Source organism: Streptomyces sp. NPDC057253 (genome assembly GCF_042669125.1).
GTDB lineage: Bacteria > Actinomycetota > Actinomycetes > Streptomycetales > Streptomycetaceae > Streptomyces.
Window position 1 is genome coordinate 1 of sequence record NZ_JBHUXV010000046.1, and the last position, 20,255, is coordinate 20,255.

General features: G+C 70.1%; 17 protein-coding genes. 7 read left to right on the forward strand and 10 right to left on the reverse strand.

Annotated elements, in window-relative coordinates; translation table 11 throughout:
* Positions 1–79: 79 nt before the first annotated feature.
* Positions 80–1,486, reverse strand: coding sequence for a cation:dicarboxylate symporter family transporter (locus tag ACFULQ_RS24485; RefSeq protein ID WP_383547258.1), 1,407 nt, complete (start codon positions 1,484–1,486; stop codon positions 80–82).
* 121 nt (positions 1,487–1,607) lie between these two features.
* Between ACFULQ_RS24485 and ACFULQ_RS24490 the strand changes: the two genes are divergently transcribed.
* Positions 1,608–3,374 (forward strand): ATP-binding protein, encoded by a 1,767-nt coding sequence (locus ACFULQ_RS24490; protein ID WP_383547170.1) that lies wholly within the window; start codon positions 1,608–1,610, stop codon positions 3,372–3,374.
* A complete protein-coding gene (locus ACFULQ_RS24495; protein ID WP_383547172.1) occupies positions 3,371–4,057 on the forward strand; it encodes a response regulator in 687 nt (228 codons plus the stop codon). The genes ACFULQ_RS24490 and ACFULQ_RS24495 overlap by 4 nt, the downstream gene beginning before the upstream one ends.
* A gap of 301 nt (positions 4,058–4,358) precedes the next feature.
* On the opposite strand, the gene ACFULQ_RS24500 is transcribed toward ACFULQ_RS24495, so the two are convergent.
* Positions 4,359–4,817 (reverse strand): PPOX class F420-dependent oxidoreductase, encoded by a 459-nt coding sequence (locus tag ACFULQ_RS24500; RefSeq protein WP_383547174.1) that lies wholly within the window; start codon positions 4,815–4,817, stop codon positions 4,359–4,361.
* Between the two features lie 178 nt (positions 4,818–4,995).
* Between ACFULQ_RS24500 and ACFULQ_RS24505 the strand changes: the two genes are divergently transcribed.
* Positions 4,996–5,700 (forward strand): helix-turn-helix domain-containing protein, encoded by a 705-nt coding sequence (locus ACFULQ_RS24505; protein WP_383547175.1) that lies wholly within the window; start codon positions 4,996–4,998, stop codon positions 5,698–5,700.
* 81 nt (positions 5,701–5,781) lie between these two features.
* Here the strand turns inward: ACFULQ_RS24505 and ACFULQ_RS24510 are convergent, their stop codons facing one another.
* Positions 5,782–6,807 carry an ATP-dependent 6-phosphofructokinase gene (locus ACFULQ_RS24510; RefSeq protein ID WP_383547177.1) on the reverse strand — a complete coding sequence of 342 codons (1,026 nt, stop codon included), beginning with the start codon at positions 6,805–6,807 and terminating at the stop codon, positions 5,782–5,784.
* A 196-nt stretch (positions 6,808–7,003) separates the two neighbouring features.
* On the opposite strand from ACFULQ_RS24510, the gene pta reads away from it, so the two are divergent.
* The 3 genes from pta (at position 7,004) to pyk (ending at position 11,794) form a co-directional block, all read left to right on the forward strand.
* A complete protein-coding gene (pta, locus tag ACFULQ_RS24515) occupies positions 7,004–9,094 on the forward strand; it encodes a phosphate acetyltransferase (protein ID WP_383547179.1) in 2,091 nt (696 codons plus the stop codon).
* On the forward strand, positions 9,091–10,293 hold the full coding sequence (locus ACFULQ_RS24520; RefSeq protein ID WP_383547180.1) for an acetate kinase: 1,203 nt from the start codon (positions 9,091–9,093) through the stop codon (positions 10,291–10,293). Before pta ends, ACFULQ_RS24520 begins: the two co-directional genes overlap by 4 nt.
* Positions 10,294–10,366: 73 nt before the next feature.
* On the forward strand, positions 10,367–11,794 hold the full coding sequence (gene pyk / locus ACFULQ_RS24525) for a pyruvate kinase (RefSeq protein WP_383547181.1): 1,428 nt from the start codon (positions 10,367–10,369) through the stop codon (positions 11,792–11,794).
* A 97-nt stretch (positions 11,795–11,891) separates the two neighbouring features.
* Here the strand turns inward: pyk and ACFULQ_RS24530 are convergent, their stop codons facing one another.
* The 4 genes from ACFULQ_RS24530 to ACFULQ_RS24545 all read right to left on the reverse strand — a co-directional run bounded on the left by ACFULQ_RS24530 (position 11,892) and on the right by ACFULQ_RS24545 (position 16,277).
* A complete protein-coding gene (locus ACFULQ_RS24530; protein ID WP_383547183.1) occupies positions 11,892–13,205 on the reverse strand; it encodes a hypothetical protein in 1,314 nt (437 codons plus the stop codon).
* Positions 13,195–13,800 (reverse strand): DUF6114 domain-containing protein, encoded by a 606-nt coding sequence (locus tag ACFULQ_RS24535; RefSeq protein ID WP_383547184.1) that lies wholly within the window; start codon positions 13,798–13,800, stop codon positions 13,195–13,197. The genes ACFULQ_RS24530 and ACFULQ_RS24535 overlap by 11 nt, the downstream gene beginning before the upstream one ends.
* A 186-nt stretch (positions 13,801–13,986) precedes the next feature.
* Positions 13,987–14,628 (reverse strand): DUF6230 family protein, encoded by a 642-nt coding sequence (locus ACFULQ_RS24540; protein WP_330264403.1) that lies wholly within the window; start codon positions 14,626–14,628, stop codon positions 13,987–13,989.
* Positions 14,629–15,290: 662 nt separating this feature from the next.
* The gene (locus ACFULQ_RS24545; RefSeq protein ID WP_383547186.1) at positions 15,291–16,277 is read right to left on the reverse strand and encodes a tetratricopeptide repeat protein; all 987 of its coding nucleotides are present in this window, start codon (positions 16,275–16,277) and stop codon (positions 15,291–15,293) included.
* A gap of 232 nt (positions 16,278–16,509) precedes the next feature.
* On the opposite strand from ACFULQ_RS24545, the gene ACFULQ_RS24550 reads away from it, so the two are divergent.
* Positions 16,510–17,136, forward strand: a complete 627-nt coding sequence (locus ACFULQ_RS24550; RefSeq protein WP_383547188.1) for a TetR/AcrR family transcriptional regulator — start codon at positions 16,510–16,512, stop codon at positions 17,134–17,136.
* Between the two features lie 17 nt (positions 17,137–17,153).
* Here ACFULQ_RS24550 and ACFULQ_RS24555 read toward each other — a convergent pair whose 3' ends face one another.
* The 3 genes from ACFULQ_RS24555 to ACFULQ_RS24565 form a co-directional block, all read right to left on the reverse strand.
* Positions 17,154–18,854 (reverse strand): methylmalonyl-CoA mutase, encoded by a 1,701-nt coding sequence (locus tag ACFULQ_RS24555; RefSeq protein ID WP_383547190.1) that lies wholly within the window; start codon positions 18,852–18,854, stop codon positions 17,154–17,156.
* Positions 18,855–18,930: 76 nt separating this feature from the next.
* A complete protein-coding gene (locus ACFULQ_RS24560; RefSeq protein WP_383547192.1) occupies positions 18,931–19,269 on the reverse strand; it encodes a DUF3817 domain-containing protein in 339 nt (112 codons plus the stop codon).
* A 43-nt stretch (positions 19,270–19,312) separates the two neighbouring features.
* On the reverse strand, positions 19,313–19,822 hold the full coding sequence (locus tag ACFULQ_RS24565) for a MarR family transcriptional regulator (RefSeq protein WP_123763121.1): 510 nt from the start codon (positions 19,820–19,822) through the stop codon (positions 19,313–19,315).
* Positions 19,823–20,255: the final 433 nt, after the last annotated feature.

The window sequence follows — 20,255 nt, forward strand, 5'->3', positions numbered from 1 at the left end:
ACGGGGGAGTGCTCGGCCGCCCGGGGAGGGTGAGCCGGGCCCGGGTTCAGGTCGGGCCCGGCCCTGCTCTGCGGGCCGCTCAGGCCTTGGCCAGCTCCTTCTCGCCGCCCTGCTCGGGGATCTCGGCCACGCTGTCGTCGTCGGCGTGGTCCAGGAGCGTCTTCTCGTCGAAGGGCAGGTGCCCCGCGAGCACCTGGTCGACCCGCTCGCGGTCGATCTCCTTGGTCCAGGTGCCGATCAGGACGGTGGCGACGGCGTTGCCCGCGAAGTTGGTCAGGGCGCGTGCCTCGCTCATGAAGCGGTCGATGCCGACGATCAGGCCGATGCCGTCCACCAGGGCGGGCTTGTGCGACTGGAGGCCGCCCGCCAGGGTCGCGAGACCGGCGCCGGTGACACCGGCGGCGCCCTTCGAGGCGACGAACAGGAACAGCAGCAGCGGGATCTGCTCGCTGACGGCCATCGGGGTGCCCATGGCGTCGGCGACGAACAGCGAGGCCATGGTCATGTAGATCATGGTGCCGTCGAGGTTGAAGGAGTAGCCGGTCGGGATGGTGATGCCGACCACCGGCTTGCTGACACCCAGGTGCTCCATCTTCGCGATGACCCGCGGCAGCGCGGACTCGGAGGAGGAGGTCGACAGGATCAGCAGGAACTCACGGCTGAGGTACTTGAACAGGGTGAGGATGTTCAGGCCGGCGACGATCCGCAGCAGCGTGCCGAGCACGATGAAGACGAACAGCAGACAGGTGACGTAGAAGCCGAGCATCAGCACGGCGAGGCTCTTCAGGGCGTCGACACCGGCGGAGCCGACGACGGCGGCCATCGCGCCGAAGGCGCCGATCGGGGCGGCCCACATCACCATGGCGAGGACCCGGAAGACGAGCCGCTGGATGTGCTCGACACCGCGCAGGATCGGCTGGCCCGCGGAGCCCATGGCCTGGAGCGCGAAGCCGCACAGGAGCGCGATGAGCAGGGTCTGGAGGACCTCGCCCTCGGTGAAGGCGGAGACGAAGGTCGTCGGGATGATGCCGAGCAGGAACTCGGTGGTGTCCTTGGCCTCGGCGTCGACCTGGGCGTGACCGGCGTCCTTGATGGCGTCGGTGACGGCGAGACCGGTGCCCGGCTCCAGGATGTTGCCGACCACCAGGCCGATGCCCAGCGCGACCAGCGACATGATCATGAAGTAGACGAGGGCGATACCGCCGACGGCACCGACCTTGGCGGCCTTCCGTACCGAGCCGATACCGAGCACGATCGTGCAGAAGATGATCGGCGAGATCATCATCTTGATCAGGTTCACGAACCCGGTGCCGATCGGCTTGAGCTCGACCGCGAAGTCGGGCGCGACCAGACCCACGGTGATACCGAGGGCGACCGCGACGATCACCGCGATGTACAGGTAGTGGGTGCGGTCCTTCTTGACTGCGGGTGCCGTATCGGGGGTGCTGGCGGCCACGGCTGCCCTCCTTGACGTCGTCGTCGGCATGACCGGCGTGCGGCTCACGTCCGGGCTTTTAGAGGAATGCCGTGACTATGTCGCGCCCTGTGAGGGCGGTCACCCTTCCGTTCATTTAGTTCACAATCAGCCAGGGAGGCAGACTGACGACATGCGTATCCCCGCCGTACCCAGACCCCGCAGCCTCGCCGCTCAGCTCTTCGCCATGCAGGCCGTGCTGATCGCCGTGCTCGTGGCGGGATACGCGCTGTTCACGTACGTCAGCGACCGGGGCCAGGCCGAGGACGCGGCACGGGATCAGGCCAGGGCGGTGGCGCGGGCGGTCGCGGACTCGCCGTCCGTGCGGGAGGCGATCGGGACGGCGAAACCGTCGGCCGAACTCCAGCCCTACGCGCTGCGGGTCATGGCCGACACCGAGGTCGACTTCGTCACGATCATGAGCCCGCAGGGCATCCGGTGGACCCACCCCGACAAGAACCAGATCGGCAAGCACTTCCTCGGCAACACCGAGCGCGCGCTCAACGGCGAGACCTTCACCGAGACCTACAAGGGCACCCTCGGCTACTCCGTGCGCGCCGTGACCCCGGTCAAGGACGACAAAGATCGGGTGATCGGCCTGGTCAGCGCCGGTATACAGGTCGAGAGGATCAGCAAGCGGGTGCAGGGCCAGCTGACCGCCCTGCTGGTCGTCGCGGGCGGCGCGCTCGCGCTCGGGGCCATCGGGACGTACGTCATCAACGCCCGGCTGCGCCGGCACACCCACGGCATGAACGCGGCCGAGCTCAGCCGTATGCACGACTACCACCAGGCCGCCCTGCACGCCGTGCGCGAGGGGCTGCTGATGCTGGACGGGCAGTACCGGGTGGCGCTGATCAACGACGGCGGTCGGGAGCTGCTCGACGTCGGTGACGTGGTGGGCCGTTCGGTGGCGGACCTCGGGCTGCCGGTGCCGCTGACGGGGGCGCTGCTGGCGTCGGAGCCGCGGGTGGACGAGGTGCATCTGACGGCGTCGCGGGTGCTGGTCGTCAACACCTCGCCGGTCTCCGGCGGGGAGCAGCGCGGGACCGTGGTCACCCTGCGCGATGTCACCGAACTCCAGTCACTGATGGGCGAGTTGGACTCGGAGCGCGGCTTCACGCAGGCGCTGCGCTCGCAGGCCCACGAGGCGGCGAACCGGCTGCACACCGTGGTCTCCCTGATCGAACTGGGCCGCTCCGAACAGGCGGTGGACTTCGCGACCGCCGAACTGGAGCTGGCGCAGACGCTGACGGACCAGGTGGTGGCGGCGGTGGGTGAACCCGTCCTCGCCGCCCTTCTGCTGGGCAAGACCGCGCAGGCGAACGAGCGGGGTGTGGAGCTGGTGGTGTCCGAGGACAGCCGGCTCGACGACGGCCTGCTGCCGGACTCGCTCCCGGCCCGGGACCTGGTGACGATCCTCGGCAACCTCATCGACAACGCGGTGGACGCCGCGCAGGGGAGCGTGCGGGCGCGGGTGACGGTGACGGCCTACACGGAAGGGCACGGGCTGGTCCTGCGGGTCTCCGACAGCGGGTCGGGCGTCGACCCCGCCCACGCCGAGGCGGTCTTCCAGCGCGGCTTCTCCACGAAGCCGGCGGGCCCGGGCGGCCGCGGCCTGGGCCTCGCCCTGGTCCGCCAGGCAGTCACCCGCCGCAAGGGCACGCTGACGGTGGCGGAGGCGGCGGAGGGCGGCGCCGAGTTCGAGGTCCGACTCCCCTTGGGCACCGACCCGGGGGACTCCGAACACGCTACGACCCCGGCCGACGCGCCCGTTTCCGACGGTGCGGCGGCCTCGGAGCACCCCGCGGTCCCCCGCACCTCCCCCACCCCCCAGGACCCCCCACCCCCCGACACCGCTACCGTCCCCGGCAGTTCCACGGTTTCCGGAGGTGATGTGTGACCGGTCAGCAGGCCATCCGTGTCCTGGTCGTCGAGGACGATCCGGTTGCCGCCGATGCGCATGTCATGTACGTCAACCGGGTCCCCGGCTTCGTGGCCGTCGGCAAGGCCCACACCGGCGCCGAGGCCCGGCGGCTCCTGGACCGTACCGCCGTCGACCTGCTGCTTCTCGATCTGCACCTGCCGGACGGGCACGGGTTGCAGCTGGCCCGGCAGTTGCGCGCGGCCGGGCATCAGGCGGACGTGATAGCGGTGACGTCGGCCCGGGACCTGACGGTCGTCAGGGAGGGCGTCTCGCTCGGTGTCGTGCAGTACGTGCTGAAGCCGTTCACCTTCGCGACCCTGCGCGACCGCCTCGTCCGCTACGCCGAGTTCCACGCGGCGGCCGGCGAGGCGAGCGGTCAGGACGAGGTCGACCGCGCGCTGGCCACGCTCCGCGCACCGGGCCCGGCCGCCCTGCCCAAGGGCCTCAGCGCGCCCACCCTGGAGCGCGTGACGCTCGCCCTGCGGGACCGCGCGGAGGGCCTGACGGCGACCGGCCTCGCCGAGGTGGTCGGCATCTCCCGGATCACCGCCCGCCGTTATCTGGAGCATCTGGTCGACGCGGGCCGGGCGGCCCGCAGTCCGCAGTACGGCACGGTCGGCCGGCCGGAGCTCCAGTACCGGTGGGTCAAGGGCCAGTGAGACCTGACCGTGCACGGCGTCCCGTTCATCCCGCTGCTCACCCCGGACCGGATGCCGGCCTCCGTCAGCATCAGTCGATGGTCCGGCGAGGCCCGGTGAAAGGGGCGACCCCCGACGCCCCGCCCCGGATCCCCGCCACCCCACCGCCAGGCCCGCTCACCCCTCCGGCAGCACCCCGGGACGGAACGGCTCCACGGCCCGCCCGCCCTGGCCGGCACATCACGGCGGCCCCTGCGCCCGCTCTCGGCCGTCGCACCCGATGGGATCGCGGACGCCCCTCCCCAGGAGCCCCGCCTCACACTCACTCCTCCGGCAGCACCCCAGGGCGGAACGGCTCCACTCCCACCACCCTCCGTACCCGCACCGGCTCGATCAGCAGCATTACCCGGCGTTCGCCCGGTAGGAGCCACGGGTACCGGTCCTCGCCGATGTACTTGCGGGTGAGGCGGTCCATGGAGTGGGCCGCCTCCTCGCCCTCCACGAAGCGGACCACCCGGCCCCGGATCTCGACGCGGTCGTAGGGGTTGTCGGGGTCGTGGTGGGAGAGGGAAACGTTCGGATTGCGCCGCAGGTTTTCCTCCTTCACCCGCCCGATCGCCGTGTTGACCATGACGTACTCACCTTCGAGATCCGCCCACATGGGCGAGACCTGCGGCGCCCCGTCCGGACCGACCGTCGCGAGATGCCAGAAGTTCGGCGCCAGCAACCGCTCGCGAATATGCCCCTCTACCTTGCCATTCACTTCGTACACGAAGATCACGCCTCTTTCCGGCCACCCGCACGGACCCCCGGCGCCATCCTCGCCACCACCCCCGCGCCACCGACAGACGATCTTCAGCCAGCCCGAACCCACGGTCGAAACCGTAGATTCCTACAATCCGTGTTCCTGGCCGAACAGACCGTAGTCACCGGCCGCGCACTTCCCTAGCTTGTGGGCCGTGCGCCGACCCCCAGCTCTCCCGAACCAGCCCGGACCCCCCTTCGACCACCTCACCGCCCGCAGACTCCGTGTCGCCCTCGACATGGGCCCCGAGCACGTGGCCTACGGGCTGCGCGTCTCGTACGGACTCCCCTACGTCACCCCGGATCTCGTCCTCGCCTGGGAGCGCGGGATCGTGTGCCCCACCAGTCCGGAACTCACCGCTCTCGCGGGCGTGTTGTGGTGCTCCCCCGGCGAACTCATCGGCCGCCCCCGCACCCTGCGCGAACACCGCGTCGCCCGCGGCATCGCCCCCGAGGACGTGGCCCGTGCCGTCGGCCTCGAACTGCTCGCCTACCTGAGCATGGAGGAGCACGACGAGTGGCGCGGCACCGACCGCCAGTCCACCGCACTCGCCGAGCTGCTGGAGCTGACCCTGCCGGACTTCGTCACCGTCACCGGACGGGAGAAGCGGCTCGCCGAATGTCTGCGCGGCGCAGTCAACACGCGCTGGCAGGCCTACGTCCGGCAGGTCGCCAAGATCGTGCCCCTGGACCGGCACCTGGTGGAGGACACCCTCCAGGAGCTGCACCGGCAGTACCAGGGGCAGATGGTGTCCACCCTGAGCTGGGGCGGCGGCGGGGAGCACTCCGGCGAGGCCGGCCAGGAGTTCCTGGACGAGATCGTGGAGCGCTTCTGGGAGGCGGTCGAGGGACGGCCGTAGAAGCCCCTCGACGGCCTCGATCCGAAGACCGGCAACCGGCAACCGGCAACCGGCAACCGGCGACCCACGACGCGGGACCGCCTAGAAGACCGACTCCGCCTCGTCCATCCGGTCCTTCGGGACCGTCTTCAGCTCGGTGACCGCCTGCGCGAGCGGCACCATCACGATGTCGGTGCCCTTGAGCGCGGTCATCCGCCCGAACTCGCCCCGGTGCGCGGCCTCCACCGCGTACCAGCCGAAGCGGGTGGCGAGGACACGGTCGTAGGCGGTCGGGACGCCACCGCGCTGCACATGGCCGAGGATGACCGGCTTGGCCTCCTTGCCGAGCCGGCGCTCCAGCTCGTACGCCAGCGCCGTGCCGATGCCCTGGAAGCGCTCGTGGCCGAACTTGTCGATCTCGCCCGTGCCGTAGTCCATGGTGCCCTCGGCGGGGTGGGCGCCCTCGGCGACGCAGACCACGGCGAACTTCTTGCCGCGGGCGAAGCGCTCCTCGACCATCTTGACCAGGTCGGCCGGATCGAAGGGGCGCTCGGGCAGGCAGATGCCGTGGGCGCCGGCGGCCATGCCGGACTCCAGGGCGATCCAGCCCGCGTGCCGGCCCATGACCTCGACGACCATCACGCGCTGGTGGGACTCGGCGGTGGTCTTGAGGCGGTCCATGGCCTCGGTGGCGACACCGACCGCGGTGTCGAAGCCGAAGGTGCGGTCGGTGGAGGAGATGTCGTTGTCGATCGTCTTCGGCACGCCGACGACCGGGAGCCCGGCGTCGAACAGCATGCGGGCGGCGGTGAGCGTGCCCTCGCCGCCGATCGGGATCAGCGCGTCGATGCCGAACTCGTGGATCATGTCGGAGGCGCTCTCGCAGGCCTCGCGCAGCCGGTTGCGCTCCAGGCGGGAGGAGCCGAGGATGGTGCCGCCCCGGGCCAGGATGCCGCTGACGCTGTCCAGGTCGAGGGCGCGGTAGCGGCCGTCGAGCAGGCCGGAGTAGCCGTCCTCGAAGCCGATCACCTCGTCGCCGTAGTGGTCGACCGCTCGGTGCACGACCGACCGGATCACTGCGTTCAGACCCGGGCAGTCGCCGCCTGCGGTGAGAACTCCGATGCGCATCGTGCTGTGTCTCCTGCTCGCTGTGGATACCGGTGAGCCAGGTCCGATTGTTTCACGTCCCCGAGAGCACCGTCGCATCCCGTACTGACGGGCGCCTTATCCATCGACCGGGGTACTGTCAAGAGGGTTTCCGCTCACCTCGGTGGGCGATTTTCATGTCCTGTTTTCCTGCCTGTGCGAGAGAGGGAGATCACGCGTGACCCGCAGCGTGTACGTGACCGGGATCGACCGCGGTGACGGCCGCCAGGTCGTCGAGCTGGGGGTCATGGAGCTGCTGACCCGCCAGGTCGACCGGGTGGGGGTGTTCCGGCCGCTGGTGCACCACAGCCCCGACCGGCTCTTCGAACTGCTGCGCGCCCGCTACCGGCTCTCCCAGGACCCGGCCACCGTCTACGGCCTCGACTACCACGAGGCCTCCGCGCTCCAGGCCGAGCGCGGCACCGACGAGCTGGTCTCCACCCTGGTCGAGCGCTTCCACCTGGTGGCCCGCGAGTACGACGTCGTCCTGGTCCTCGGCACCGACTTCGCCGACACCCAGCTCCCGGACGAGCTCTCCCTCAACGCCCGGCTCGCCAACGAGTTCGGCGCCTCGGTGATCCCGGTCGTGGGCGGCCGCAAGCAGCCCGCCGAGTCGGTGCTCGCGGAGACCCGCAACGCCTACCGGGCCTACGACGGCCTCGGCTGTGACGTGCTCGCCATGGTCACCAACCGGGTGGTCCGCGAGGACCGGGACGAGATCGCCGAGCGGCTTTCCGGCCGGCTACCGGTGCCCTGTTACGTCGTACCGGACGAACCCGCGCTCGCCGCGCCCACCGTCGCCCAGATCGGACAGGCCCTCGGCGCCAGGGTGATCCTGGGCGACGACTCCGGGCTCGCCCGGGACGCGCTGGACTTCGTCTTCGGCGGCGCGATGCTGCCGAACGTCCTGAACGCGCTGACCCCGGGCTGCCTGGTGGTCACCCCGGGCGACCGCGCGGACCTGGTGGTCGGCTCGCTCGCCGCGCACAGCGCCGGGACCCCGCCGATAGCCGGTGTGCTGCTCACCCTGAACGAGGTGCCGGGCGACGAGATCCTCACCCTCGCCGCGCGCCTGGCCCCCGGCACCCCGGTGCTCTCGGTGGCGGGCAACAGCTTCCCCACCGCCGCCGAACTCTCCGCGCTGGAGGGGAAGCTGAGCGCGGCCACCCCGCGCAAGGCGGAGACCGCGCTCGGGCTCTTCGAGCGGTACGCCGACACCGCCGAGCTCGCCCGCCGGGTCTCCGCGCCGAGCAGCGACCGCCTCACCCCGATGATGTTCGAGCACCAGCTCCTGGAGACGGCCCGCTCCGACAGGCGCAGGGTCGTGCTGCCCGAGGGCACCGAGCCGCGCGTCCTGCACGCCGCCGAGGTGCTGCTGCGCCGCGGGGTCTGCGACCTCACCCTGCTCGGCCCGGTCGACCAGATCCGCAAGAAGGCCGCCGACCTCGGCATCGACCTCGGCGACTGCCAACTGATCGACCCGGCGACCAGCGAGCTGCGCGACTCCTTCGCCGAGAAGTACGCGGCGCTTCGGGCCCACAAGGGCGTCACGGTCGAGCTGGCCTACGATGTCGTCTCGGACGTGAACTACTTCGGCACGCTGATGGTCCAGGAGGGGCTCGCCGACGGCATGGTGTCGGGTTCCGTGCACTCCACGGCGGCCACCATCCGTCCGGCCTTCGAGATCATCAAGACCAAGCCGGACGCCTCGATCGTGAGCAGCGTCTTCTTCATGTGCCTCGCCGACAAGGTGCTGGTCTACGGCGACTGCGCGGTCAACCCCGACCCGGACGCCGTGCAGCTCGCCGACATCGCCGTCCAGTCGGCGGCGACCGCCGAGCAGTTCGGGGTGGAGCCGCGGATCGCGATGCTGTCGTACTCCACCGGTACGTCGGGCTCCGGCGCCGACGTCGACAAGGTGCGCGAGGCCACCGAGCTGGTGCGCTCCCACCGGCCCGACCTCAAGATCGAGGGGCCGATCCAGTACGACGCCGCGGTCGAGCCGACCGTCGCGGAGACCAAGCTGCCGGAGTCGGACGTGGCCGGGCAGGCCACGGTGCTGATCTTCCCGGACCTCAACACCGGCAACAACACCTACAAGGCCGTGCAGCGTTCGGCCGGCGCGATCGCCGTCGGTCCGGTGCTCCAGGGCCTGCGCAAGCCCGTCAACGACCTGTCCCGGGGCGCCCTGGTCTCGGACATCGTCAACACCGTCGCCATCACGGCGATCCAGGCCCAGAACCCTACTGAGAAGGCATCCCGGCTGTGAGCGCCTCCCGCGTCCTCGTCCTCAACTCCGGCTCCTCGTCGGTGAAGTACCAGCTGCTCGACATGCGGGACAGTGGCAGGCTCGCGCAGGGGCTGGTCGAGCGGATCGGGGAGCAGTCCTCCCGGCTCAGGCACAGCCCCCGGGGCGGCGGGTCCCGGGAGTGGACCGGACCGATCCCGGATCACGACGCCGCGCTGAAGGCCGTGGCGGAGGAGCTGGCGAAGGACGGGCTGGGGCTGGACTCCCCCGAGCTGGCCGCCATCGGCCACCGCGTGGTGCACGGCGGGAAGTTCTTCACCGAGCCGACCGTGATCGACGAGACCGTGCTCGCCGAGATCGAGCGGCTCATCCCGGTCGCCCCGCTGCACAATCCGGCCAACCTCACCGGCATCCGCACCGCGCGGGCGCTGCGCCCGGACCTGCCCCAGGTCGCCGTGTTCGACACCGCGTTCCACACCACGATGCCGGAGTCGGCCGCGCGGTACGCGATCGACGTGGAGACCGCCGACGCCCACCGCATCCGGCGCTACGGCTTCCACGGCACCTCGCACGCGTACGTGTCCCGGGCGACGGCGAAGCTGCTCGGCAGAGCGCCCGAGGACGTGAACGTGATCGTGCTGCACCTCGGCAACGGCGCGTCCGCCTCGGCCGTGCGGGGTGGGCGGTGCGTGGACACCTCCATGGGACTGACCCCTTTGGAGGGGCTCGTGATGGGTACGCGCTCCGGTGACATGGACCCGGCCGTCATCTTCCATTTGATGCGTGTTGGCAAAATGTCCACGGACGAGATCGACACTCTTCTCAACAAGAAGAGCGGGTTGATCGGGTTGTGCGGGGACAACGACATGCGGGAGATCGGCCGCCGGATCGACGAGGGCGATGAACAGGCGAAGCTCGCTTTCGACATCTACATTCATCGCTTGAAGAAGTACATCGGCGCCTATTACGCGGTGCTCGGCCGGGTGGACGCGATCGCGTTCACGGCGGGCGTCGGGGAGAACGCGGCGCCGGTGCGGGAGGCCGCCGTGGCGGGCCTGGAGGAGCTGGGACTGCTTCTCGACCCGGAGCTGAACGCCGTACGCGCGGACGGACCGCGGGTGATCTCGCGGGCGAACTCGCGAGTAACCATCGCGGTGGTCCCGACCGACGAAGAATTGGAAATCGCGACTCAGACTTACGCACTGGTCGGAGACAACTGAGCACCCCTCCCCTCATATGCGTCTTCCGCAAGACGGAATATTCCGAGGCGAAACAAACCGATAGGATCGCCCCATGCGCCGTTCGAAAATCGTCTGTACTCTCGGCCCCGCGGTCGACTCCCACGAGATGCTGGTCTCGCTGATCGAAGCCGGCATGAACGTGGCCCGCTTCAACTTCAGCCACGGCTCGCACGCCGAGCACCAGGGGCGGTACGACCGCGTCCGTGCCGCCGCCAAGGAGACCGGCCGGGCCATCGGTGTCCTCGCCGACCTCCAGGGCCCGAAGATCCGCCTGGAGACCTTCGCCGAGGGGCCGGTCGAGCTGGAGCGCGGTGACGAGTTCGTCATCACCACCGAGGACGTCCCCGGTGACAAGCACATCTGCGGGACGACCTACAAGGGCCTGCCCGGTGACGTCGCCAAGGGCGACCCGATCCTCATCAACGACGGCAATGTCGAGCTGAAGGTCACCTCGGTCGAGGGCCCCAAGGTCAAGACGATCGTCATCGAGGGCGGTGTCGTCTCCGACCACAAGGGCATCAACCTCCCCGGCGCGGCGGTCAACGTCCCCGCGCTGAGCGAGAAGGACGTCGAGGACCTCCGCTTCGCGCTGCGCATGGGCTGCGACATGGTCGCGCTGTCCTTCGTGCGGGACGCCAAGGACGTCTACGACGTCCACAAGGTGATGGACGAGGAGGGCCGCCGGGTCCCCGTCATCGCCAAGGTGGAGAAGCCGCAGGCGGTGGACAACATGGAGGGTGTCGTGATGGCGTTCGACGCCGTCATGGTGGCCCGCGGCGACCTCGCCGTCGAGTACCCGCTCGAGAAGGTCCCGATGGTGCAGAAGCGCCTCATCGAACTGTGCCGCCGCAACGCCAAGCCGGTGATCGTGGCGACCCAGATGATGGAGTCGATGATCACCAACTCCCGTCCCACGCGCGCCGAGGCCTCCGACGTGGCCAACGCGATCCTGGACGGCGCGGACGCGGTGATGCTGTCCGCGGAGTCCTCGGTCGGCGCCTACCCGATCGAGACCGTCAAGACGATGTCGAAGATCGTCTCCGCGGCCGAGGAGGAGCTGCTCAGCAAGGGCCTCCAGCCCCTCGTGCCCGGCAAGAAGCCGCGTACGCAGGGTGGTTCGGTGGCCCGTGCGGCCTGCGAGATCGCCGACTTCCTCGGCGGCCGCGGCCTGGTGGCCTTCACCCAGTCCGGCGACACCGCCCGCCGGCTGTCGCGCTACCGCGCGCAGCAGCCGATCATCGCCTTCACCACGGACGAGAACACCCGCAACCAACTGGCGCTCAGCTGGGGCGTGGAGTCCCACGTGGTGCCGTTCGTGAACACCACGGACGAGATGGTCGACATGGTCGACCAGGAGATCGCCAAGATCAACCGCTTCAACCCGGGCGAGATCGTCATCATCACCGCGGGCTCGCCCCCCGGCGTCCCGGGCACGACGAACATGCTGCGGGTGCACCACATCGGCGGCGCGACGCAGTAGCACCTTCCCGCCTTTCCCGTACGGCACCGAGGGCGCCCCCTGTGGCAGGGGGCGCCCTCAGCCTGTGCGGCTCCCGGACGGGTCGTGGGAGTGTCGGTCAGCCGTCGGTGTACTGGTGCATCCCGGGGACGTGCAGGGTGCCGCCGTACTGCCCGGCCTGCTGGACCGTCACGTTGGTGAAGTAGATCAGGGGGATGTTCAGCGGGGGCGGGTTGTCCGGGCTGAACGTGATCGGGATCAGCCCGAGCAGGTTGCCGGAGATGCTCTCGGTGTACATCGTCGTCTTGCCGTCGGTGATCGTGGACGTCGTGCCCTTGCCGGCCTGCACGTGGTACGTCTTGCCGTGCTCGGTGACGATCTGGTGGAGGTCACCGATGTCGGTGCCGCCGGAGATGACGTACTTCAGGACCTTCTTGGTCTTGCCGCTCGCGGTCTTGACCTTGACGATGCCCTGGTAGTCGGCGCCCTTGAGGAGCAGCGAACTGGCCTTCAGGGTCCAGGCGTTGTCCGCCACGGTCACACCGGGCTCGGTGTCGCCCACCTCGTCCGTGGCGACCGGGCAGTCCTCGGGGTCGGTGGAGGAGCTCGCCGAGGGGCTCGGGGAAGCCGTCGCGTCGGCCGCCGCCTTGGTGGTGTCCTCGACGGCCTTGCCGGTGTCCTCAGCCGCCTTGGACGCCGTGTCGGTGGTGTCCTTCACGGTGTCCTCGACCGTGTCGGTGACCTTGTCGGTGGTCTCCTTGACGGGGTCCGAGGCGCCCTGCGAGGCGGATGCGGACGGGGTCGGCGTCGGGGTGGCGCTCGGCTCCCCGGTGGCCGCGTCCGACGAGGTCTTGCCGCCGGTGAAGATCCCGGTGATCGCGTCGCCGATGTCCGTCAGGAGGTTGCCGTCGTCGCTCGCGGAGGCGGAGGGGGACGGCGTCGCGGTGGCGGAGCCCGAGTCCGTGCCGGCGGAGCCGCTCTCCTCCTTGCTCGTCTCCTTGCTCGCGGAGGCGGAGGGGGACGGCGTCGGCGTGGCCTTGTCGTCGGAACCTGAATCCGACGAAGAGGACCCGCCCGAGCCGGAGCCCGATCCCGAGTCGGCGGAGGCCGAGGGGGACGGAGTCGCGGTGGAGTCGTCCGAGGGGCTCGCCGACGCGGACGGGGAGGCGCTGTCGTCCAGGGCCGCGATGCAGTCCTTGTACTCGTCCGCCGTCAGGCTCTTGGCGGTCGGCGTGTCGTCGGCCAGGGCGAGCGTCGGCGTGAACCCGATGCCCATGAGTACGGCGGTGGGCATGGCCGCCATGGCTATCGCCTTGCCGGCCGGCATGTGGAACCTGTTGAACAGCGGCTTCTTGGGCGCCGCGTGCCGAGGCCCGGTTCTGACCTCCGCGGCGGCCGCGGAGCCCTCGCCCTGAAGGTTCTCAGCCGACACGGGACCCCCCGCTCGCGTCCTCGCCACCGGCCCAGGCGTTCTCGGGCGTACGCTCCGCCGACGCGTCACGGTCGGACTCCGGCGCCTCGTAGGGCGCGGGCTCGTCCGTCACCGGCCGGAGGAGGGCGGTGTCGGAGTCGGCGGCCTGGGGGGCGTCGCCCTGCGTCCCGTGCTCGTCCAGCGGCTGCCGCCGGGGCGGCTCTCCGGGCGCCCAGGAGACCGCCAGCGCGCCACCGATCAGGGCGAACAGGAAGCCGAGGATGAAGCCGCCGATGTTGGAGACCACGAGGGACACCAGGGCGAGGACGATGGCGGCGACACCGGCGAAGACGCGGGTGGCCTGCTGGAACCACATCGTCAGGCCCAGCGTGACCAGGAGTACGCCGATGATGAGGGAGCCGGCACCCGCCGTCGTCGCCATGGCGATCGACATGGTGCCCAACTTGAGTGTGGCGTAAGGGAAGTAGGCGATCGGCACCCCGCCGAGCAGGGTGAACAGACCTGCCCAGAACGGCCGGCGGCCCCGCCAGTCACGGAAGCGCAGACGCAGCCGGGTGAAGGTCCCGACGCTCTGGTCCGGAGTCTCGGCACTCATGGAAAAAGCTCCCTGGGTCCGGTGGAAGTTCGTACCGGCTCGGCCGTAGGCGGGTGAAGCCGGAAGTTCTGAGTCTGTACGGGTGCCCGTGGCACCGTCGGCCCGGGCGGGGGCGGAGGAGCGAACGCTCCACCGCCCCCTGAGGACGGCTCAGCCGCCCTCAGGACACCCCGGTGACCGGAGCCGTCAGTAGCACTCCATGTCGGCGTCCGTGCCGAGCTTCATCGACAGACCGCTCAGCTTGAACGTGCCGGCCGTGGTCGCCCAGGCCGTCTGCTTGACGTCGTAGAGGTCGGCCTTCTCCGCCTGCTGGGCGAAGCCGCCCGGCAGCACGTTCTCGCCGGCCTTCACGTCGGGACCGCGGGTCTTGTCCTTGACCGCGACGCCGATGTCGATGTTCGTGAACTCCGCATTGGCCTGGAGGTCAGCGACGTCGATGTAGAGGTTGTGGGCCGAGACCGGCGTCTTGCCACCACCCGCGTCAAGACGCAGGTAGAACGTCTTGTTGATGAGGGGGATGGTGGTCTTGACCGACTGGCACATCTTGCTGATGGTCGCGTCGTCGAACGACGAGATCGCGACCGGCACCTGGGTCTTTTCCTTGCCGTCGACCTGCTTGTAGACGGTGTCTATACCGCCGTACTGAGCGAAGCCCGTGCCGTGCAGCTCAGCCGCCGACACCTTGAACTGCTGGCCGGAGACGCTGAACGACGCGGCGAGCGCACCCTGCGCAAGCCCGACGCCCACCGCCGCGGCCGCGGCGACGCTGGGCACCATGACCACAGCGAACCGCTTCCATCTGGTCCCGCCACGCACCTGGGACTCCATATTTCCTCCTTCTCGGACGTACATCTCCTGGCCCTGACTGCCCTCTCGAAAGGACGGCTCAGCCGGGCAGGGATGGGAGAAGTGCTACGTCCTCGGGAAGGAGAGCGCCTGCCTTCGGAGGCGCGAACCGCGCACCGATCACCGGCGATCACCCCCGAGCGACAACCACTGGTCGCGCCTGACACGCATCACGCACAACCTTGCTGGACAGGCTCCGCCCGGTTGGGCGAAGACCCCCCTGTCCAAGAACCGGCGCACCTGCCGCCGGTTCTGCTCGGTGGGGACCCAGGGAACCCCTGCGCCCGACCGGCTGTCGGGGTACGGGAAAGGACCGAGCGTCGCCGATCGTGGTGCATTCTCGCCGCCCGCACAAGGGGCTTCGTTACTCGGTAGTAACGGCCGGATAACCGAACAACGACCCACTGGTCTCGGTCGGCGACGCTGGGTGGCAGAGAAGGGGAGGACAAAGCAGTTGATCGATGGACAGAATCCGACAGATCAACGGCCCTGACTTACTGGAAGTAACAGCGGCCGCGATTACCAAGTTTTGGTAAAGCGCGGCCGCAGTGACCATCTGGCGGCAAATCTTTCACTCCGGCATCACATGCCGGGGTGTTTAGCGACTGGTCAGAACCGGGCTCGCGCCCCGCTCGGACCGGCCCTCAGAACAGCGCGCGGGACAGGGCCCGGCGGGCCGCCGACACCCGCGGGTCGTCGGCGCCGACGACCTCGAAGAGCTCAAGTAGCCGAATTCGTACGGTGTCCCGCTCGTCACCCGCGGTGCGCCGCACGGTGTCGATGAGCCGCCCGAACGCGTCCTCGACATGACCGCCCACCAGATCCAGGTCGGCGGCGGCGATCTGCGCCGGCACGTCGCCCGGCTTCTCGGCCGCGTCCTTGCGGGTCTGCTGCGGGTCCAGGCTCTGCACCCGCTGGAGCAACTCGGCCTGCGCGAGCCCCAGTTTGGCCTCCGAGTTGCCCGGGTCGTCGCTCAGCACGTTCTTGTAGGCCTGGACGGCACCGCCGAAGTCCCCTGCGTCCAGGGCGCGTACGGCGGCTTCGAGGAGCGCGTCGTACGGCCCGGCCGGCACCGCGGCGGCCGGCTGGGCCCCGGCGCCGCCGCCCGGCACGGCGTCCGGGTCGACCGTGAGACCGGTGAGCCCGAAGCGCTGTTCGGCGACCTGCACCAGCTGGTCCAGGGTCTGCTGGATCTGCTCCTTGCCGGCCGCGCCCTGGAAGAGCGGCAGGGCCTGCCCGGCGACGACGGCGAAGACGGCCGGGATGCCCTGCACCCCGAACTGCTGCATCAGCATCTGGTTGGCGTCGACGTCGATCTTGGCGAGGAGCAGGCGGCCGCCGTACTCGACGACGAGCTGCTCGAGGACCGGGCTCAGCTGCTTGCAGGGCTCGCACCACTCGGCCCAGAAGTCGATGACGACCGGGACCTCGGTGGACCGCTGGAGGACATCGCGCTCGAACCCGGCCTCGTCGACGTCGATGACGAGATCGGCCGGGGAGACGGCCCCCGTACCGCCGCCCTGCCGGGCGGCTTCGGCGCGCGCCTGCTCCGCCTTCGCCTTGGCCTCCTGGGCCGCCTTCACCGCGGCGAGGTCGACGACTCCGCTCATGGACATGTTCCGTGGCTGCATGCGCCTATCCTCCCCCGTACACGCGCGTGTGTGAAAAGCGAAGTGAAAGCCGGTCGTGCAGCGCGGCCCGAGCGCCGGGTCCCCACCCCACGCCGTGCGTGCCGTCACTCGCGTACGTCCGCCGCGAGCTTTCGCTACGAGTCGTAGCGTAATGGCACTGGGTGCCTACCCGGTACCCCATCCCGGTGATCTCCCTCACTGCGACACAGGAACCGCCCGTTATGGTCGGGGGATGCAGAGCCGCACCCCCGCCCCCCGCGCCACAGGACGCCCGCGCAGCGCCGCCGCGGACACCGCGATCCTCGACGCGACGCGCGACGCGCTGGTGGAGCTGGGCTGGTCGAAGCTGACGCTGGGAGACGTGGCTACCCGTGCCGGCGTCGCCAAAACCACCCTCTACCGCCGCTGGGCCGGCAAGAACGAACTCGTCGTCGACGCGGTGGCCGAACTCTTCGACGAACTGGAACTCCCCGACTGCGGCACCCTGGCCGACGACATCGAGGGCGTGGTCCTCCAGTTCGCGGCGATCCTGGCGCGCCCCGAGGCCAAGAACGGGCTGATGGCGGTGGTCGCGGAGTCCTGCCGCGACGACGCGCTGCGCGAGCGCATCCGCTCGTCGATCGTCGACCGCCAGAAACGACTGGTCCTGGAGGGCCGCGAACGCGCCCAGGCCCGCGGTGAGCTGCCGCCGGAGAAGGACCCCGGGGAGGCGGCCCGCACGGTCGACCTGATCTTCGACATGGTCGCGGGTGCGGTGGTCCACCGCACCCTGGTCAGCGCGGAACCGGCGGACCAGGCATGGGTGCACGGCTTCACCCAGGTGCTGCTGACGGGCCTGGCGGGGGCGTCCTCGGAGTAGGTCCGGCGCCGTCGCCCTCAGAACCCCGGCGGCTCCGTGTACCCGCCCCACTCCTCCCGCAGCGCCCCGCAGATCTCCCCCAGGGTGGCCTCCGCGCGGACGGCGGTCAGCATCGGCTCGATCATGTTGGACCCGTCACGGGCGGCGACGAGCATGCCGTCCAGGGCCGTTCGTACGGCGGTCTCGTCCCGCTCCGCCCGCCGCCCGGTGAGCACCCGCACCTGCTCGCGCTCCACCTCGTGGCTCACCCGCAGGATCTCCAGGTCGCCGGTGACCGAACCGTGGTGGACGTTGACACCGACGACCCTCTTCTCGCCCTTCTCCAGGGCCTGTTGATAGCGGAAGGCCGCCTCAGCGATCTCGCCGGTGAACCAGCCGTCCTCGATGCCCCGCAGGATCCCGGACGTGACGGGTCCGACCGGGTGCCGGCCGTCGGGGTGCGCCCTCAGGCCCCGCTCCTTGATCTGCTCGAAGATCTTCTCGGCGTCCGCCTCGATCCGGTCCGTCAGCTGCTCGACGAGCCAGGAACCGCCCAGCGGATCCGCCACGTTGGCCACCCCGGTCTCCTCCATGAGCACCTGCTGGGTGCGCAGCGCGATCTCCGCGGCCTGCTCGGAGGGGAGCGCGAGGGTCTCGTCCAGGGCGTTGGTGTGCAGGGAGTTGGTGCCGCCCAGGACGGCCGCCAGCGCCTCGACGGCCGTACGGACGACGTTGTTGTACGGCTGCTGCGCGGTCAGCGAGACCCCGGCGGTCTGGGTGTGGAAGCGCAGCCACTGGGCCTTCTCGGAGCGGGCCCCGTACACGTCCCGCATCCAGCGGGCCCAAATGCGCCGCGCCGCGCGGAACTTGGCGATCTCCTCGAAGAAGTCGACGTGGGCGTCGAAGAAGAAGGAGAGGCCGGGGGCGAAGACGTCCACGTCCAGGCCGCGCGAGAGCCCCAGCTCCACGTAGGCGAAGCCGTCCGCGAGCGTGTACGCCAGCTCCTGCGCCGCCGTCGAACCGGCCTCGCGGATGTGGTACCCGGAGACGGACAGGGGTTTGTAGGCGGGGATGCCCGCCGCGCAGTACTCCATCAGGTCGCCGATGAGGCGCAGGTGCGGCTCCGGCTGGAAGAGCCACTCCTTCTGCGCGATGTACTCCTTGAAGATGTCCGTCTGGAGCGTGCCGTTGAGGACGGCGGGGTCGACGCCCTGGCGTTCGGCGGCGACGAGGTACATGCAGAAGACGGGGACGGCGGGCCCGCTGATGGTCATGGACGTCGTCACGTCACCGAGCGGGATGTCCCGGAACAGGACCTCCATGTCGGCGGCCGAGTCGATCGCGACCCCGCAGTGGCCGACCTCGCCGAGTGAGCGGGGGTCGTCGGAGTCGCGGCCCATGAGGGTCGGCATGTCGAAGGCGACGGAGAGCCCGCCGCCGCCCGCGGCCAGGATCTTCCGGTACCGCTCGTTGGTCTGCCGGGCGTTCCCGAACCCGGCGAACTGCCGGATGGTCCAGGTCCGCCCGCGGTAGCCGGTCGCGTACAGCCCCCGCGTGAACGGAAACTCCCCCGGCCACCCGATCCGCTCGAACCCCTCGTAGACGTCCCCCGGCCGAGGCCCGTACACCGCGTCCAAGGCCTCCCCGGACAGCGTGCCGAAGTCCCCCTCCCGCTTCCGCGAGGAGTCGTACCGAGCCTGCCAGCGCCGGCGGCCGTCTTCGATGGCGTCAGGGTTCATACCCTCGCAGTTTACTAGGACGTCCAAGTAAATACCGAAGGGCAACCGCCGCACGCATGCCGTACGACGGTGAGGGTTACGCCTTGACGGGCGCCGGAGCCCCGTCCGTGACACGGGCCTCCAGCTCGCGGCTGACCTTGCGCTCCACGAAGAAGGCGGCCGTGGGGATCGTCCCGGCGAGCAGGACCCACAGCTGCTTGGCGACCGGCCACTTGGCCTTGGAGCCCAGGTCGAAGGCGAAGACCAGGTAGACCACGTACAGCCAGCCGTGTGCGATACCCACGGCCGTCGTGAAGCTGTCGGCGCCGTCGATCTTGAGCAGGTACTTCGCGATCACGCCGAGGGTCAGCAGGACCAGCAGCACACCGGTGACGTAGGCCATGACGCGGTAGCGGGTCAGCACGCTCTTTTTCATGCCTATGAGCGTAACCACGCGTTCCGGGCGATCTTCCTTCGGGTCACTCCTCGTCGAAGTCCCGCGCCGCCACCCTCAGCGGGCGCAGCATCGCGAAGATCTCCGCGCACTCCTCCGCGTCGTAGACGCCGAGGCCGAAGTCCATCGCCATGAGGTCGCGGGTGGCGGCCTCGACGACCTCGCGGCCCTTGTCCGTGATGGAGGCGAGGGTGCCGCGGCCGTCGTTGGGGTTGGGGCGCTTGTCGACCAGGCCGGACCTGACCAGGCGGTCCACGGTGTTGGTGACCGACGTGGGGTGGACCATGAGCCGCTCGCCGATCTTCGACATCGGCAGCTCGCCCGCCTTGGCGAAGTTGAGCAGCACCAGCGCCTCGTACCGCGCGAACGTCAGCCCGTACGGCTTGACCACCGCGTCGACCTCGCCGAGCAGGATCTGCTGTGCGCGCATGATCGAGGTGATCGCGGCCATGGACGGCACGTTTCCCCAGCGCTGCTTCCAGAGTTCGTCGGCGCGGGCGATGGGGTCGAAGGGAAGACTGAGCGGCTTCGGCACGGCATCGACCTTACCGGCCGGTCACATCGTGGTCAGCACCGTCTCGCCTTTCGGGCGGGCGCGGGTGCGGGTTCGGTGGGGGCGGGCGTTTTTGCGCAGTTCCCCGCGCCCCTGAGATGCCTGCGGCGGCCCGTTGCGGTCCGGTGGGGGCGGGGTAGCGCGGTGGCGCGGTTTGGGGTCGGTGCCGGGGTGGGGGGTATCCGTCCTCGGTCCGGCGGCTCGGTCCATCGAGTGGTGCTCGGTTCCGGACGCCGGCCGCTGCGGGCGGACACCCCCCACCCCGTCCCCTTCACGCCGTCCGCGGCCAACGGTCCGGTGGGGGCGGGCGCGCGCGGCTGACGGGTTCGTTGTGGCGCGCGTGACTGCAACCCCCTAGGGGCGCGGGGAACTGCGCGACCAGCCCCCAGTCACCCGCACCCGCCCCACAACCGCA